This window comes from Aliivibrio sifiae, from assembly GCF_002954715.1.
Taxonomy (GTDB): Bacteria; Pseudomonadota; Gammaproteobacteria; order Enterobacterales; family Vibrionaceae; genus Aliivibrio; species Aliivibrio sifiae.
Map to the genome: position 1 here is coordinate 2,243,313 of NZ_MSCP01000001.1, position 16,182 is coordinate 2,259,494.

At 38.8% G+C, this 16,182-nt stretch carries 13 protein-coding genes; all 13 read right to left on the reverse strand.

Features of this window, described 5'->3' with window-relative positions; genetic code table 11:
• Positions 1 to 14: 14 nt before the first annotated feature.
• The gene (locus BTO23_RS10125; RefSeq protein ID WP_105063427.1) at positions 15 to 3,881 is read right to left on the reverse strand and encodes a YhdP family protein; all 3,867 of its coding nucleotides are present in this window, start codon (positions 3,879 to 3,881) and stop codon (positions 15 to 17) included.
• Between the two features lie 13 nt (positions 3,882 to 3,894).
• Positions 3,895 to 5,364 carry a ribonuclease G gene (gene rng / locus BTO23_RS10130; RefSeq protein WP_060992542.1) on the reverse strand — a complete coding sequence of 490 codons (1,470 nt, stop codon included), beginning with the start codon at positions 5,362 to 5,364 and terminating at the stop codon, positions 3,895 to 3,897.
• Positions 5,365 to 5,383: 19 nt separating this feature from the next.
• Positions 5,384 to 5,959 carry a Maf family protein gene (locus tag BTO23_RS10135; protein WP_061004661.1) on the reverse strand — a complete coding sequence of 192 codons (576 nt, stop codon included), beginning with the start codon at positions 5,957 to 5,959 and terminating at the stop codon, positions 5,384 to 5,386.
• A 9-nt stretch (positions 5,960 to 5,968) separates the two neighbouring features.
• On the reverse strand, positions 5,969 to 6,460 hold the full coding sequence (mreD, locus tag BTO23_RS10140) for a rod shape-determining protein MreD (RefSeq protein WP_060992544.1): 492 nt from the start codon (positions 6,458 to 6,460) through the stop codon (positions 5,969 to 5,971).
• Positions 6,450 to 7,307 (reverse strand): rod shape-determining protein MreC, encoded by an 858-nt coding sequence (gene mreC, locus BTO23_RS10145; protein WP_060992545.1) that lies wholly within the window; start codon positions 7,305 to 7,307, stop codon positions 6,450 to 6,452. Before mreC ends, mreD begins: the two co-directional genes overlap by 11 nt.
• Before the next feature lie 23 nt (positions 7,308 to 7,330).
• Positions 7,331 to 8,374, reverse strand: coding sequence for a rod shape-determining protein (locus BTO23_RS10150; protein WP_060992546.1), 1,044 nt, complete (start codon positions 8,372 to 8,374; stop codon positions 7,331 to 7,333).
• Between the two features lie 122 nt (positions 8,375 to 8,496).
• Positions 8,497 to 12,438 carry a DUF6701 domain-containing protein gene (locus BTO23_RS10155; RefSeq protein ID WP_105063428.1) on the reverse strand — a complete coding sequence of 1,314 codons (3,942 nt, stop codon included), beginning with the start codon at positions 12,436 to 12,438 and terminating at the stop codon, positions 8,497 to 8,499.
• On the reverse strand, positions 12,438 to 12,872 hold the full coding sequence (locus BTO23_RS10160; protein ID WP_061004665.1) for a hypothetical protein: 435 nt from the start codon (positions 12,870 to 12,872) through the stop codon (positions 12,438 to 12,440). Before BTO23_RS10160 ends, BTO23_RS10155 begins: the two co-directional genes overlap by 1 nt.
• Entirely contained in the window at positions 12,862 to 13,617 is a 756-nt protein-coding gene (locus tag BTO23_RS10165) for a PilW family protein (RefSeq protein ID WP_105063429.1), read from the reverse strand. The genes BTO23_RS10160 and BTO23_RS10165 overlap by 11 nt, the downstream gene beginning before the upstream one ends.
• Positions 13,617 to 14,207, reverse strand: coding sequence for a type II secretion system protein (locus tag BTO23_RS10170; protein ID WP_060992549.1), 591 nt, complete (start codon positions 14,205 to 14,207; stop codon positions 13,617 to 13,619). Before BTO23_RS10170 ends, BTO23_RS10165 begins: the two co-directional genes overlap by 1 nt.
• The gene (locus BTO23_RS10175; RefSeq protein WP_060992550.1) at positions 14,204 to 14,800 is read right to left on the reverse strand and encodes a prepilin-type N-terminal cleavage/methylation domain-containing protein; all 597 of its coding nucleotides are present in this window, start codon (positions 14,798 to 14,800) and stop codon (positions 14,204 to 14,206) included. The genes BTO23_RS10170 and BTO23_RS10175 overlap by 4 nt, the downstream gene beginning before the upstream one ends.
• 124 nt (positions 14,801 to 14,924) lie before the next feature.
• Complete coding sequence (locus BTO23_RS10180) at positions 14,925 to 15,395, reverse strand: type II secretion system protein (RefSeq protein ID WP_105063431.1); 471 nt, start codon at positions 15,393 to 15,395, stop codon at positions 14,925 to 14,927.
• A 143-nt stretch (positions 15,396 to 15,538) separates the two neighbouring features.
• Positions 15,539 to 16,102: a prepilin-type N-terminal cleavage/methylation domain-containing protein gene (locus tag BTO23_RS10185; RefSeq protein WP_060992552.1), complete on the reverse strand. Its 564-nt coding sequence runs from the start codon at positions 16,100 to 16,102 to the stop codon at positions 15,539 to 15,541.
• Between the last annotated feature and the right edge of the window lie 80 nt (positions 16,103 to 16,182).

Below are 16,182 nucleotides of genomic sequence, written 5' to 3' on the forward strand. Positions count from 1 at the left end.
AAGCTCTGCAAACATTAATTATCCGTTTTTTCTGGGAGTTGATACTCGCCTTGGCTACGAGATAATTCTTTTACCGTTGGGGACTCTAATGGTCCTTCCACTTTGTAGTTAACCTGCGTGATAACATCAATAACAGGAGCTATTGCTGTCGCAACGGCCAATACAATAATAGCGGTCTGTGGTGCAACGGCAAAAGCAGTAAGAATCGGAATACCTGATGTTAGGTCAGGAGTAAAGCTCACTTCTGCATCAACTAAACGGGTATTAAGATCCGCTTTGCCTTTAATTGTCATCTCACCAGCAACTGCATCCATAAGCAGATTATTACTGACAAAAATACCATCTCGCATCTTTCCACTACCGGTAATAGAATTGAATGCCATACCGTCATCAAAAACATCTCTAAAATCGAGTTTCATCTTACGAATGATAGAATCAATACTGAATAAACCAAGGAAACGAGCGGCTCCTTTTACATCAGTAATCACACCTTCACCTAAGGTCGAAGCAAGATCGCCAGAAAGTGTATCGATTTGAATACTCCAAGGCGCACCTTCCCATTTAAGATCTGCATCCATACTATAGGTGGCTTTTTGAATACCAGAACTTATGCCAAAACGCGCGAGCAATTCAGAGTTATTTTCTCCAGACGCCTTAACTTTAAAAGCAGAGAGACTCTTACCTTTATCTAATAACCAATCTCCTGATACCGCCAGTTTATTTTCACCGCTGGTGATTCTCAGTTTATCCAGATAAAAGATCTCTCCTTTTTTATGCAACTTAGTATCAAGCTTACCTAACTTATAGCCTTGTACCCACGTGTCTTTAATCGTTAATTCTAAATTAGGCATCAAGCGGAAAAAATCGCGATCAAACTCAGAAATAATAGGTTCATGGTCTTTCGCTTGATTTAATCGTTTTTGATTTTCAGGCTCATCTAAACTTGGAATAAATATATGAAGATTGTCTAACTGAACCAATAGATCATCGGTTCCTTTCCAGCTTGCCTTTCCATCAACCTCTTGACTGTTAACTTGAGCATACCAGCCTTGAGATTTCTTTCTTACATCTATACGTACATCATTCCAATCTAATGAAGCTAGATGTAATGACTTAATATTTGTATCAATACGAGTCGGAATTGGAATGATTGGAAAATGAGTCATTGATGATTTTGTAGTACTTGGTTTTCCTTTATTTAAAATAGGTTCAGATAACCAAGCATCTGCATCCAATGATTTGGTATTAATAGAAGCTGACTGCCCTACAATAGGGCTCACTCTAAAGTTACCACGCCCAACAACTACATGACTTGCTGTAATAACAGGCGTTTCCTTTGTTATATCAATTTCTGTTTGGTATTTTGCATCAGGCAACGTTAAGCGCCCCGATAGTTTCTCCGAATTACCAGAAACCTGTAATAAGGCTTTTTCTCCATTACCTTTATTTAACGCTAATGGATATGGCAGCGTAGAACTAACCTCATTTAATGCCGCATTAACCCCAAGCTGATAAGTAAAACCAACATCTGCAACTTGTAGACTGATGGTTGAACTCCATTCCGAAACACCACCAACTTTATCCATCATTGGAGAATCAATATAATCTTTAAGCGGTGAAACTTTCCACTTACCTTTCGTTTCAATGTTCACACTATAAAAATCAGATTGTGCTTCACCATTAAAAGAAAGAGAGATCGGCTGCCCTAATAATGACGCTTTAATACCTGACGCTTTAACTACGTCATTATCAAACTCAATTCGACCTTTTGCATTAGTCAGCAATATATTTGGTGACTGCAATTCAATGTGGTTATTTGCAAGATCGGCATAGCCCCACGCACGCACATCATCGCCATTAAATGGGATATCCAAACGTAATAAAGCATCAACACGATTATCTACTTGAATGCTGTTTAATGCTGCACCAACAGAGTCAACCAGTGGAGTTGCTGTCATATACTCACGAACTGCTTTACCAGAACCATTAGCAGTTGCACGAATAGTTAACTTTCCGTCTTCCGATAAATTAGCAATGCGTCCAGTAACACGTGTTGCGTGAACATCCATAAGATCGGCTGAATGCGAACTTAAGAACATAGACGCATTTTGGAACATCAAATCTAATTGCAGATCCGTAAGTGGAGGCCAAGCGGTATCAAATGAGAACTGAGCGTCTTTTAAGCCGACCTTAACTTGAAATATGCCATCGTATTTGGTGTAAGGGAAATCGGCAACTTCACCATACCAAAGCAATTGCACGGTTTTTGCGCTGCCACCTTGTACGGCTGCAGATAAATAATCCGTTAAATCTTGTCCCAGAGCTAGCGTTGGTAAGTAACGCCAAGTTTGATCTGCATGGAATGCATCGGCCTCTGCATAAAAAGAGAGTACAGATGGTTTATCCTTTGGAAAGTCTAAACGGAACTCACCTTTAGCTTGCAGATCAGGAGTCGAGACTTTTATGTAATCAGACCATAAGCGCCAACCATTATCATTAACTTCCCAATAAGCAGTTACATTACCCTGTTCTATATTTAATGGGGCTTGGAATACATCGCCGTAAGGCAGCGTATCATCCACTAACGATAGTGTTGCTTTGCCTTTTTCAGTATCACCAGCAATGAATATATCCAATTTATGAAAACCTGGAAGTAATTCCCATTGTTTCATTCCTGCTGCATGAATAGATGCAGAATAATTTAATCCTGTAGAGCGATCAAACTCGACTCGAATATCATTAATACTGCCTTTAGGATCAAGCGTTGTCAGAAGATCGGTAATATTATCTTGGGAAGCAGGTAATAATGTTTTTAAATCTAATGCACTGTGAAGATCAATATGTGCCAAATTTAATATCCACTTTTCAGGCTGCCATGTAAAGCTTCCTGAAACCTGTGGCCACATATCATTTTGATGCTTAATTCGAATATCAGAAGCTAATACCTTCCAGCCATCTTTATCTGGCTGAAGTTCGAATACTCCAGCTTCAACACTTGCTTGATGAACGTCTTTTCCTTCAAGCCAATTAACATAAGATGGTGATGCTTCAACAAGCGCATCAATAGGTTGGCCATTTTTAAATGACAACCAAGCATTGGCAGATACTTCACCTTGAGTGACTCCATATTCTTTTTGAATCTCATCGGCGATCCATGGAGTGACTTGGATATTTTTAGCCTCGACATAAAAATTACCATCTAAGCTTTTAAATGTGCCTTTCTCTTTAAAGTTAGCAATAACTTTAAGCTGATTTATCTCACTACCAATAATACTTACAACGCCTTCAGCAAGGTGCCTTCTGCTTTCATTTCGCCATTGCAGTGAGTCAATTTGAAGTGTTTTATCATTACCATCAAGCGCTACGAGGGTCACTTGAGAATCTTTTAGTGAAAAGTGATTTAATCTCACTAAAAATAAATCTTCAAGACGCTTTGCTAAGGATTCATCACTGCTTTTTTCACTTGGCTTTTTCGCTTCTTCTGGTTTTTCAGAGTCATCACCTAATGAGGTTAAGTCTGCAACTAACTTATCAATACGTAGATCAGCAAATTGAGGCTGTTGGGCCCACAGAGAAGAAAGAATATTCAGTTGGATCTCAACCTCTTTAACCGAGATGATTTCATCTCCAGAGATAGGATCGACTGCCGTCAATCTTTTAAGGTTTAATGAGGGATTAGTGTTTCTCCAACGACCATCAAGTTCACCAATAGAGATTGAAAAACCGGTACTTTTGGAAAGAAAAGCTTCAACTTCAGGTTGATATTGATTAAGTGAAGGTAGGAGTAGGCGCAAGCTTGTAATGACTAATGCTGCTAGTAAGAATACCAGCAGCAATAATCCCATCAAGCAACGTTCAAAACGAATTAACTTAGTGGTCACGTATTTTTATTCTCTACATCATTACGACATCAAACTGCTCTTGAATATAAAGAGGTTCGGCTTGAATTTTAACCTGTTTACCTATAAATAGTTCGAGTTCAGCAAGTGCATGAGACTCTTCCCCTTCAAGGGCATCAGCCACAGCGACAGAGGCATAAACTACAAACTTATCTGAATCATACGCTCTATTTACTCGAGTAATTTCACGTAAGATCTCATAGCATACACTTTCGACAGTCTTCACTGCACCACGGCCTTCGCACGTTGGGCATTGACCACATAATACATGCTCAATACTTTCACGAGTACGTTTACGAGTCATCTCGACTAAGCCAAGTTGTGTAAAACCATTTACATTAGTTTTAACTCTATCTTTTTCTAATGCAGAGCCTAACACTTGCAACACTCGACGACGGTGCTCCTCACTCATCATATCGATAAAATCAATAATGATAATACCACCGAGATTACGCAAGCGAAGTTGACGAGCAATAGCTTGAGTTGCTTCAATATTAGTATTGAAGATGGTCTCTTCTAAATTACGACGTCCTACAAATGCACCGGTATTAATATCAACCGTTGTCATGGCTTCAGTTTGATCTATGATCAAATACCCACCCGACTTTAACTCTACCTTACGATCAAGTGCACGCTGGATTTCATTTTCCGTTTCGTACATATCAAAGATTGGTTTATCGCCAGCATAATACTCAAGTTTTTTGGTTAACTCTGGAACAAACTCAGAAGTAAATTCTTTTAATTTTTCAAAAGCTAACTTTGAGTCAACACGAATTAAATCAAGCTCCGTACCTACAAAATCACGTAAAATACGTTGGTCTAAACCTAACTCACCGTATAACATTGATTTCGTTTTACTCTTTTTACGACGCTCAATAACCTTATGCCATAAGCGCTTTAAGAAAGCGGCATCTTGCGAAATTTCAGCTTCACTTGCCCCTTCAGCAGCTGTTCGAATGATAAATCCACCGAACTCATCGCAATAATCAGAGACCGTGTTTTTTAAACGATTACGTTCTTTTTCACTTTCAATTCGTTGAGATACACCCACATGACTTGCGCCAGGCATAAAAACTAGATAACGAGAAGGAAGCGTAATATCAGTCGTTAGACGAGCGCCTTTAGTTCCAAGAGGGTCTTTAACAACTTGTACTACCAAATCTTGCCCTTGGTGTACTAACTGAGAAATATCTCTTACTTGAAACTGACGTTTTTCATTTTCCGAAACACATTCTGTATGAGGAACAATATCTGAGGCGTGCAAAAATGCAGCTTTATCCAAACCGATATCTATAAACGCAGCTTGCATCCCCGGTAATACTCGGCTTACTCTGCCTTTGTATATATTACCCACAATACCGCGTCTTGCTTCTCTTTCTACATGGATCTCTTGAAGCACACCGGCTTCAATCATCGCAACACGAGTTTCACTCGGTGTGACGTTTATTAACAACTCTGTACTCATTGGAGCACCTCACTAATTTTTACAAAAATTGGTGTAAGAGCTGATCTGTTTCCATCAAAGGCAGTCCCATGACGGCATGATAACTGCCATCAATACGCGAGACAAATCGCCCACCACTACCTTGAATACCGTATGAGCCCGCTTTATCACAAGGCTCACCACTTTCCCAATATTGTTCTATTTCTTGTATTGAAAGTGTTCTAAACCACACCTGTGTTATTACTGTTTTGGTTCTTGTTGTATCAGGTGTTGCTAGTGTAACGGCAGTCATTACTTGATGTTGACGACCAGACAAAGCTAAGAGCATTCTCTTAGCATCTTCAAAATCTTTAGGTTTTTCTAAAATAACACCATCGATAACGACGATAGTATCAGAGCCCAATACTGGGACATTCTTATTTTCTATTTGCTCTATGGCTTTCACACCCGCTTGCGCTTTATCCTGAGATAATCGCTCAACGTACATAAGAGGCGTTTCATGATCTTGATGCACCTCTTCTACATCGACAGACAGGATCTCAAATTGATAGCCCAGTTGAGCTAATAATTCTTTTCTTCGAGGAGATCCTGAAGCTAAGAAAACTTGAGTAGTCATTACATTTCCTTATCGAATTGACCAGTGGCGACGAACTCTACGCATTAGTAAAAATAACCAAGGCCATAAAATAAAGTTTAACACGCCAGCCCATAAAAAGTGTGCGTTGAAAGACACATCATGGACTAAAAATTCACCCATAAACTCTAAAAGTTTACCTAATAGGGTTAACCCTGAAAAAATAGCGGCTTGTTGCCATAACGCTAAGTTTCTCAATACCTTAAAATTGGCTGCGACAAGATAAACTAAAATTGCCATCGTCATACCACGGATACCTAGTGTGGTCCCTAATAGTAGATCCCACAAAATACCCAGTAGCATTGCTGTACCTACATTAACCCTATGAGGTAATGCAAGTACCCAGTAAAAAGTAACGAGAATAATCCAAGATGGTCGAAGTACCTCTAAAGTCCCCGGCCATGGTGCTGCTTGTAAAGTTAAGGCGATTAAAAAAGAGAGCCAAATAATGATTCTACCGCGCATTAAGTGACTACTGCTCATTTGGCATCTCCTCTGTACTCACAGCCGTTCCTGTTGGCCATACTAATAATAGGTAACGTAACTTATCAAATTCAACCGAAGTTTCTAAATCAATTGATGCAAACGGACGCTTATTATCATTATCAATCATTGAAACATAGCCGACAGGATAACCTTCAGGATAACGCCCACCTAAGCCTGAACTCACAAGTAGGTCCCCAACTTCAATGTCAGTATTTGTTGGTATATGCTCTAACTGCATAGTATCCAAGTGACCTTTACCAGACGCGATCACCCGAATATCATTTCTAACAATCTGTACAGGAATGGCATTATTTGGATCGGTTAGCAATAAAACTCGACTATTGTGAGCACCAACATAGTTAATTTGTCCAACAATACCTTTATCACTGATCACAGGCTGACCTTCATAAACACCATCAATTTGGCCTTTATCGATCATAACTTGGTGTGTATAAGGCGCAGAATCTACCGCCATCACCTCTGTTACCATTTTTTTCTCATCTCGAATAAACGGTGAGCCTAATAGATCGCGTAATCGGCTGTTTTCTTGCTTGAGTTGTTCCATCAACAATAAATTGCTGTTCTGCACAAACATTTCTTGCTTAAGGCGTTGATTTTCAAGCATGAGGGTATTACGGCTATTAAATCTGTCATACATGCCATCAAACATGGTACGAGGAAGATTTGCCGCATAATGAATTGGAGATACAAAGCTATTTAATAAGTAACGAATGTCGGAAAACGCATTTAAACGACTATCGGCTAGCATGAGGCTAGCCGATACCATTACAGCAATAAACAGGCGAAACTGTAGAGAAGGACCTCTACCAAAGATTGGAGTCATATCCACTCACCCGTTAGTTGTTATTACTCTTCACTAAAGAGATCGCCACCATGCATGTCGATCATTTCTAATGCTTTACCGCCGCCACGAGCAACACACGTAAGTGGTTCTTCAGCAACAACGACTGGAATACCTGTTTCTTCGGTAAGAAGACGATCTAAATCACGCAGCAGTGCACCACCGCCAGTCAATACCATACCGTGCTCTGAAATATCAGAAGCTAGCTCTGGTGGACACTGTTCTAGTGCAACCATAACAGCTGAAACGATACCTGATAGAGGCTCTTGAAGTGCTTCTAAGATTTCGTTTGAGTTAAGCGTAAAGCTACGAGGAACACCTTCTGCAAGGTTACGACCACGAACTTCAATTTCACATACGTCATCGCCAGGATAAGCTGAACCGATTTCGTGCTTAATGCGCTCAGCCGTAGCTTCACCGATTAAGCTACCGTAGTTACGACGTACGTAGTTGATGATCGCTTCATCAAAACGGTCACCGCCAATACGTACCGATGAAGAGTAAACAACACCGTTAAGAGAGATAACAGCGACTTCTGTTGTGCCGCCACCTATATCGATAACCATAGAACCTGTCGCTTCAGATACTGGTAGGCCAGCACCAATCGCAGCAGCCATTGGCTCATCAATTAGATAAACTTCACGAGCACCTGCACCTTGTGCTGATTCACGAATAGCACGGCGCTCAACTTGTGTAGAACCACAAGGAACACACACTAATACGCGTGGGCTTGGACGTAAAACACTGTTGTCATGCACTTGTTTGATGAAGTGCTGAAGCATTTTCTCTGTCACATAGAAGTCAGCGATAACGCCATCTTTCATTGGACGGATAGCAGAAATATTACCAGGAGTACGACCTAGCATTTGCTTCGCATCATGACCAACAGCGGCAACACTTTTCGTAGAGCCATTACGGTCTTGACGAATAGCAACAACTGATGGCTCATCAAGAACGATGCCTTGACCTTTTACATAAATAAGTGTGTTGGCAGTACCTAGATCAATCGATAGATCGTTTGAAAACATGCCACGAAGTTTCTTGAACATAATCTTCGTATTTCCTGAAAGCGTGAGAATAAGATAAATATATCTAAATGTACCAATGCCTAGCCTAATCAGCAAGGCATTGCTACAGAATCCTGAAGCAAATCAGGATTTTTATTAATATTTTAGTTAGAAGTACCAATTATGTTACTTTCACCACGAAATATAATTCGATCATTTCCGCGGTAAATACCAAAAGTAACAACCGTCGATGGATCTTCATCACCTTGGCCTCGCCAATTGTATTGCAACCAAGGTTGCTCGTCATTCGACCCTAGAAGTCCCTGACAGTTCACATTTGACTCTCCTTTCTGTGGAGACTCGGCAGCTAAACGTAACCAAAATCTAACTTGCTCACGTAAAGCATGACCATCCGGATCCGCATTCAAATCAGCTTGGTTAATACCTTTATCAACACCCCCGCTCCCAACTAATTTAGATGGACTTAAATCTGTTGGGTTTGGCCATATAATTTGCTTACAATATTTATCACCATCAAAGTTCGCTTTGTTATCAGTATCACTCACAACAAATCGACTCCTATTCCAGTATTCAACTCTCAGCGGTATATTTACGTCTTGGTTTATCGTTGTACCAACACTGTTTAGTACCATTCGGCCGTATCGAGTACTCGGTTGAGATAACAACTCTTGTTCCAACACTGCTTCTTTATTTTTATCAAAAGAAACAGGATCTACTCCACTTATTGCTAAGCTCAACGCAGTCGTTATCGAATTCCCCCCCTCATTAAATGGGCCATCAACCGTTGTTGTTACATTACCAGCCAACATTGATGCACTTTCTCTTGACCAAATGACACTATTTGAAAGATCTGGCGTCTCCCAAGTCGCATTACTCCAATGGGTATTATCTAAATCAGAAGACGCAATATTCAACCGATTATTATAGCCACCTGTTAATAAGAAACTGGCTTTTAAGTTTGTATCAAACAACCCATAGTTAGCAACGATTGAATCATTATCAGAATAAGCAGTTACTTCAAAGTTTACGTCATCAAAAGGTTGTGCCATATAAGAATAAGTTCCCTCTGAAGACCCTTGATTTTCTGGGTAATCCCATAACGTATTTGTAATGGAAAAATAAGCTGGATAGAAGCGACCTACATTTGAGGTTGTTGAGGGAATATTAAACCCAGTACGATTAAAATAATTATTTTGGAATACATCAAACTTCAATGCACCAACTTCATTCCAGTTCATAATCGTTGGTGAATTTTGATTTGAATTTGTTATATCTTTATTAAAATTAGTAATAAGCTGTCCATCAGCAATAATAACGCCTACAACGCCTGATACTGGATAGCTTAGTTGAGAGGATAAGTTCAACTTAGCGCTCCCCCCGGAGTGAGTAATATAGCTTGACGTTACTGCCTTACTGCATACCAAAGATGGGGCGCTACGATCTGGAACACCATCACCATAGGCTCCACTATCCAAACTTTTAATCCAATTAACCGCTTTTAGGTAAGCATTAAAATCGGTTCCTGATGCAAGATAAGCTCCTGACTCTTCATCAATATAAGAGGGTAGTGCTGATGAAGAATCACACAGTGCTGCGGTGAAAGGGCGAAAATAAAATTGCTCAGAGGTAGTAAAATCATCCCCTTGAATAGCAACTCGAGCAGTTAAGTTAATGATTCCAGCATCATCAAATTTAGCGAGTAAAGTTCCATCTGCTCGATTTTCATCCCCACCAGCGACACCATCTTCAAACGAAATTAAGATATTATTATTTGCGGTTTCCCAACGTCCATTATTATAAGAAATCTCTAAGTTCTTAGAGCTACTTATTGGTTGCTTAGAATGAGAAAAATTCACATTTAAATCAATATCGTCTTTAATGATTTTACAATTAAGCTGATTTCCATTGCCATTCTCTTTTCCTCTAACTTTCAATCTAAATGGAAAAGGACGACCTGCAACTTGGTTGCTATTAGAGCCATCAACGCCTTCAGATGGAACAATGCTGATTGCTTTTGCAATAAACTCATAAGGCCCTTCTGTCGTAGTTAAGTTTTCACTACTAACACTTGCCGATACATTATAAGAATTTAAAAATTTACTATGAATAAATCGAGTAACAATCGCGGGGCCGCTTGATGGAAATGTCGCATCGAAACGACTGTCATCCGTATGATTGCACTCAGGGGTTGTAATATTTCCATCTTCACTCCAACACGCCGAATTTCTATCTCCAGTAACCACAGAATTACTAGTTACTTGTAAGTTTTGTCCTTTAGCTTCAACAACATCACCGTTTGAATCAACAAGAGAAAAATCAATTTTAATGCCATCGCAAGCAAGCCCCTTACCTGAGATTGGAGATATAACAAGTTGTACATCATTACTTGGGGTTATACATTCACTCTGCCCGATAATACGTGAATTAGAGAATAACTTAAGAGTTTTAGCAGTTACAGCACCGTACACAGAAACACTACCATTTAAGGCTATATTATTTTCACTATATAAATGCGCTTTTAATAAATTAGATCCCGCCATAAGTATATTGGCATTTATTCCATGTGCTGCAATTAATAAATTATCAGGTTTCGCCTCATGATTATAAATAACATTGCCTGGGTCATTCCAATTTTGAACATGAATAATTGTTTTTTCTATATTAGAGAAATGAATTTCCGCAAATCCAGTTGCATTAAATTGATTGACCCAATAAACACCAGGTTCCACATTCACCTGAATATAATCAAAAGCATTCCCCCCCATCAGATTTATCGCGGTGTAATGACCTGGACTAATTGTAATATCACTTAATCCATTTATAACCCCATCTACCCCGGTAAATTCAGTAGTCATTGATAATTTAGATACCATTAAAGAGGGGTCTGCAATACAATCACCTCCATTACTGCTTTCACACGTATTTCCTGATTTTAAATTCATAGAGCCAGAAGGAAATCCGACCTTGCGGCTAGGGGTTTCAATATACGAACGGTTTCCTCCCTTTTCACCATCAACGATTAACTGTACTTTTGAGCCTCCTCCATCAAACCAAGTTTGAGCCGCTGATGGAAAATATTCACACATATCAAATGAATCATTTTTATTTTCAAAAGCCAAATAACCAACAGTCTCTAAAGCACCATGCTCTCGAGTAATATGATCTTCATCAAGCATAAATGATAATTCATTATTCTGTTGGCCTTCGCATAAACGTAGCCAACCACCATCCGCACCTTGACGTGTTTGCTTCGATATTAATACGGTATAATTAGAGTCAAATGACGATGGTAATGAAATTGTATTATTCCGACAGGAACGCGCCAATGCATCCAAAGCTCCCCCGTCATCGCCTTTACGTTTCTTTTGGTTAACATTCTCTTTTTTTCCAACAACAAACGAAGCTCCGCGATCCGTAATTCCACTAAACTCTTGAATCGCTAAATAGGCTATTTTTTCTGGTTGATCATTCGCAGGCATAATAGAAGAACGCCCTAATTCAAGGGTTGTGTCAAAACCTTGAGAGGATACATTTCTATTTGAAGTGGTTGCCCATACATTAGTTTGAGATAACCCTTGAACTTGAGTAAAGACTATCGGAGGCTTTGAAAAGGGTGATTTAAAATCAACATTTAACCACTTCTTATGCTTGTGCTTTACTTTTTTTCCAATATAAGCAGCACCAGAAATAACCCCAGTTTCAGCTAGCATAGTAGGCTGTGTTGGATCTAATACAATCTTCCCTTCTTCAACCACTACATATTGAATTGACAACATTTGAATTTGTTCCGATTGTTCATACACCCGAGTTTTTTGACGTATCGTCGCGTTGGTTGAAGAAACACTTTCAAGAAATAATGTAGACGACACATCGGTCGTATAGTTAGCGGCATCAAAAGAAGATAATAAAAAAACTAATGGGGATGTATAAGTATTCTCAAATGAGATAGTACAACTCTGATCTATACAGTTTTGATTATTCAGTACTCCAAACTCAAAATTATTATTTGCGTTTGCATGAGAAATAAAAACAATAAAAAGAAAATTTAACAGTAGTAACCGTTTTATATAAACTGCAATAACCATCAATTTATCTCCTTAGCCCATACTTCTTGAACTCGCATCACTTTATTTGCTCCGGAGCCGCAAATAGCCGTGCTCTTTATTTGAAAATATTGAATCGTTTCACCATGATAAGAAACAGTACTCTTTTCACACACCACACTAGGGTTCTGGCTGCATCCACTATTTGTTAAAGTCATATTTGGATTTCGCGCCACCCCATCACAAATCGAATGCTCTGCTCCAGATACCACTAAAGGAAATAACTGAACCAGCCCCCATTCAGCACCAGAATGCGCTAAAAACCAAGCTTGTGTTCCTAGCACTTCCTTTGAAACCGTATCTGAATTACTAGTTTCGACCTTCAATAAGTTTAATGATAAATAGCCGATAGCAACCATAACGACAATCGACATGATTAACAGGTTACCTTTTTGTTTTGTTTGATTATGGAACATTAATCACCTGCACATCATGTTGATATTGGGTTATTTCACCTAGATCATTTTCAAACGCTAACACCATTCTGACCATATTATTTCGGTGTATTGACGCTTGCTCAAAAATAAACTTACCACTGTTAATATGATTCGCTAATTGATGTGTCACACTTACCTGACTCGGTCGTTTTTTAACCGTTCTATTCACTTTCCCAACGTCAATACAGTAACTAATGACTTCAGGTTTATAGATAAAAGCACGATCAGATACCGAGTTAGAAATAAATGCCGGATTGTTATTAGTAGAAAAGTTTATGGCAGATATGCCACCAGAAGCAGTAACAGAATTAATAGCGACATATCTAGCCCCATTATTTTCAATCAACTCATTTTGATTACTTGGATTAATAGTAAGATTTAACCCAGCCATATTTTGAGTATTATTTGAGAGTAAAACCGTATCTATTTGCTTCTCATTAAATAATGGCAACGTTAAATAAAAAGCACTTGCTTCTACTGGAATAAAACTAACGCAATCCTGAGAATTTGATACTTCAACACTGTTAGGCACTGCATGGCGTAATTCACGGCTCAATTTCTCAATCAGAAATTTTGCCTGCATTTGATTATCTTGACGATCAATACTCTCATTGTAACTTTGAAAACCAAGTTGCAGAGTATTACCCGCAGCTAAAGCAACAATGCCAACCACTACAACCGTTAAAATCAATTCAATTAAGGTAAATCCACTTAATTTCTTCATTAATAATTACCTCTGTAAGCACTAAAGGTATATTTGGCATATTGGCTTGCATAAAGCGTGATAATTATTTTTTTATATTGCGTAATAGCAGTATTCTGAGCATCTATATCTGCATACATAACATTAATTTCTACGGTAAAATGCTTATATTCATCCGCACTTGATGTATCTATTAATTGGTTTAATTGATATGACGGTAAAGTATTTGATGAACATTCAGATAACGCTCCCCAGCAACCAATAAAATCATCCACATCATTAAACGTGATAGCGCTATTTTCTGCTGCTCCATCTCGCCCCAAATTCTTCACCAAAGTACAACTCGGAATCGTCATTCCAGAGAGCGCTTCTCCACACCGATATTGGCCACCATTAGGATCGCTATGTTGATCGAATTGACGACTTAATATATCCGTCATCACTGAGTGCCCAAGCGCGGCGGCTTGTACTTGGTAGGTGGCTTGATGAGACGTCGTTGAGGAAGTAAACACACCAGAAATCAATACTGATAATGCAAAACCTAAAATCACAATACCGACGATTGATTCTATTAAGGTTAACCCTCGTTGATAGGTTAATTTCAACCTCATATTTGACACCCGAGCCCTTGAGTTGAACGATAGATAAATCCTTCACTATTAATACATACCGAACGACTCTCGTTTGAAGAAGATGTTGTTATCGTTATACGACAATCACTAGCAGTACAAAGAGAAGAGGATACTGAAGAAGTAACCTTAGTTATTGGTCTACCAAGCAAATCAAATGACAACTCAGAAACAGCTCCGCTTACTGAATTAAAAGCATAGCTTAGTTTGATTAACTCTAATTGTTGCTGATCCGTATTTTTAGAATAATCAGAAAGTGCCGCACTGGACATGCCTTGACTTTGACAAGATTGAGAGACGCCAAATTGGCTTGTTGCCATTAAAATAGAACGACAAGAATCGCTATTATCGGGGGCATTAGTTTGCATTGCAGCAATCTGGACTTGACGCAAGATGGATACAACCTGCTCTTGAGCTGCTGCAGAAGAAAAGCGGCTCGCCCCCATGTATTTACTAGAGGTGTAAATAGCAATAATCGCTAGAATAACGATCACGACAATCAATTCAACTAATGTGAAACCTTTTGTTTTTATTGGTTGTTTTTGTAGGGATACTACGAGGGGAAAAATCATCATCCGTTACCTTATTGTCTCCTGTTACTAGGATAACGGAATTTATAAAGATAGCGAAGGTAATGTTAATTTTAGATACAAAAAAGCCAGCGGAGATCGCTGGCTTACTATAAATTATACCCTGTTATTAACAGTTATTGTCTCTAACAATAATGCTCACACCAGATGATACTGATGAAGCTTGTGCATAGTTCACAAAACAACCAGTAGAAAAATTAGTTGGAGCTGTTGAACCAGAGAAAGAATACGTAATTGAGTTTGCAGGAGCACTAACTACTTGAGAAAAACTATCCCAATCTTCAGCCAAACCTACAACCGCTTTTTCAATACCATCAGTAGTTGCCATTGGATACCCGTAGATAGTATCAATACCGTCAACATCTGTATTAGAATCTTTAGTTTCTACACCATTAATTGCCGCTTTACCATAAACAATACCAGAAGCTCCTGACATTGCGCCTTTTAAGCCTTGCAGTGACGATGCACGAGCATCAGATTGCAGGTTAAGGAATTTAGGTGCTGCGGTTACTGCTAGAATACCTAGAATAACGATTACAACTACCAACTCAATAAGTGTGAAACCACCTTGTCTTTTCATGTTACTTCTCTCTTTTATTATTAATATGATGGTACTTAAATGGTGCCACCGTTATTGTTAAAACTAATATATAAATATAATTAAGTCTTATTTACCAATTAACGCTATTTAGAAAATTAAATAAGCATTAATTATTAAATTTATTATTGTAATGTCACAACAACACGACCTGATTCAGGTTCATAAGTAAAGAAATGCCCTTCATTTTCTTGTTGTGTATATTTACATTGATTACGGCTATTTTCTGTTATTACTTCGGCTAAATATTTCGCTTTATTATCGTTACTATCATCAGTAACGTACGGTGCGTTTTGTAATAACATTTCCATTAATAATATGCATTCTTTTGCCGTTAATGCCGAAGGATAGCTTCCGGTGTCATTACCATCTAAATCTTCTCTTGGGGCTATAGGATAGCCAGGACGAAATTCAGATTGATTTGATTGTGATGGATCCGTTAACCAAAACTCAGTTCCATCATAACTCACCGCATTATAGCCATCAGTTCTTGGACGAGCTTCTGCTTCCCATTGCGCTCTTGCAGAAAGAACAGCCGTAGCATATCCGCCCGCAACACCTTCAACACTCGCTTTTTTCGCTTCAAGACTAACATCTAAAAATCGAGGGAGTGCGACAGTTGCCAACAAACCTATTACCACTATCACTATCACTAGCTCAACCAGTGAGAAACCTTTTTGGAACTTCATTGTAATGCTTCTCTCTATTTCTATTTTCTTTCTGAATTGTAAGGGATTTTACAATAAAAAACACAGTGTTCGTCAAAAAA

What these genes read in the sequence shown, in the direction of transcription:
- BTO23_RS10170 (WP_060992549.1), bottom strand. Translation starts at nt 14,207, where the DNA reads ATGAGGTTGAAATTAACCTATCAACGAGGGTTAACCTTAATAGAATCA.
- rng (WP_060992542.1), bottom strand. Translation starts at nt 5,364, where the DNA reads ATGAGTACAGAGTTGTTAATAAACGTCACACCGAGTGAAACTCGTGTT.
- BTO23_RS10160 (WP_061004665.1), bottom strand. Translation starts at nt 12,872, where the DNA reads ATGTTCCATAATCAAACAAAACAAAAAGGTAACCTGTTAATCATGTCG.
- mreD (WP_060992544.1), bottom strand. Translation starts at nt 6,460, where the DNA reads ATGAGCAGTAGTCACTTAATGCGCGGTAGAATCATTATTTGGCTCTCT.
- BTO23_RS10165 (WP_105063429.1), bottom strand. Translation starts at nt 13,617, where the DNA reads ATGAAGAAATTAAGTGGATTTACCTTAATTGAATTGATTTTAACGGTT.
- BTO23_RS10155 (WP_105063428.1), bottom strand. Translation starts at nt 12,438, where the DNA reads ATGGTTATTGCAGTTTATATAAAACGGTTACTACTGTTAAATTTTCTT.
- BTO23_RS10185 (WP_060992552.1), bottom strand. Translation starts at nt 16,102, where the DNA reads ATGAAGTTCCAAAAAGGTTTCTCACTGGTTGAGCTAGTGATAGTGATA.
- mreC (WP_060992545.1), bottom strand. Translation starts at nt 7,307, where the DNA reads ATGACTCCAATCTTTGGTAGAGGTCCTTCTCTACAGTTTCGCCTGTTT.
- BTO23_RS10180 (WP_105063431.1), bottom strand. Translation starts at nt 15,395, where the DNA reads ATGAAAAGACAAGGTGGTTTCACACTTATTGAGTTGGTAGTTGTAATC.
- BTO23_RS10150 (WP_060992546.1), bottom strand. Translation starts at nt 8,374, where the DNA reads ATGTTCAAGAAACTTCGTGGCATGTTTTCAAACGATCTATCGATTGAT.
- BTO23_RS10135 (WP_061004661.1), bottom strand. Translation starts at nt 5,959, where the DNA reads ATGACTACTCAAGTTTTCTTAGCTTCAGGATCTCCTCGAAGAAAAGAA.
- BTO23_RS10175 (WP_060992550.1), bottom strand. Translation starts at nt 14,800, where the DNA reads ATGATGATTTTTCCCCTCGTAGTATCCCTACAAAAACAACCAATAAAA.